The sequence below is a fragment of the Dyadobacter sp. OTU695 genome, from assembly GCF_038440355.1.
GTDB lineage: Bacteria > Bacteroidota > Bacteroidia > Cytophagales > Spirosomataceae > Dyadobacter.
Genome location: NZ_JASATN010000106.1, coordinates 1 through 299 on the forward strand (window position 1 = coordinate 1; position 299 = coordinate 299).

The 299-nt window shown below is 49.8% G+C and carries 1 protein-coding gene; it reads right to left on the minus strand.

The annotated features are described in order from the left end of the window. Nucleotides 1–299, minus strand: a 299-nt coding sequence (locus AAHB90_RS32650) for a condensation domain-containing protein (RefSeq protein ID WP_342089514.1), incomplete at both ends; no start/stop codon positions are given.

Genomic DNA, 299 nt, shown 5'->3' on the forward strand with positions numbered 1-299 from the left:
CACCGCCCAGTATGGTTATTTCTGATATTTTGGCCTGCTGGCCACTGCCCACGATCTGTCTGATGGCCCTGTGGAAGTGCCCGAGCATTGCGCTGACGTAGCCACTGGCAAGCAGGCCTGCATTGTAGTTAAACTTGATCAGGATGCCGTCCTTGTCGGCAACGATCGTAATATCAAGCGGATAGTTCGTATGCTCACTGGCCTGTATATCCTCAAACGTGATCGACCAGCTTGTCTCTGAGAGTGTCTTACTGACAGGATAGTTTTCAAAGACAAACAAGCTGTCAAAAAGGTCTCCT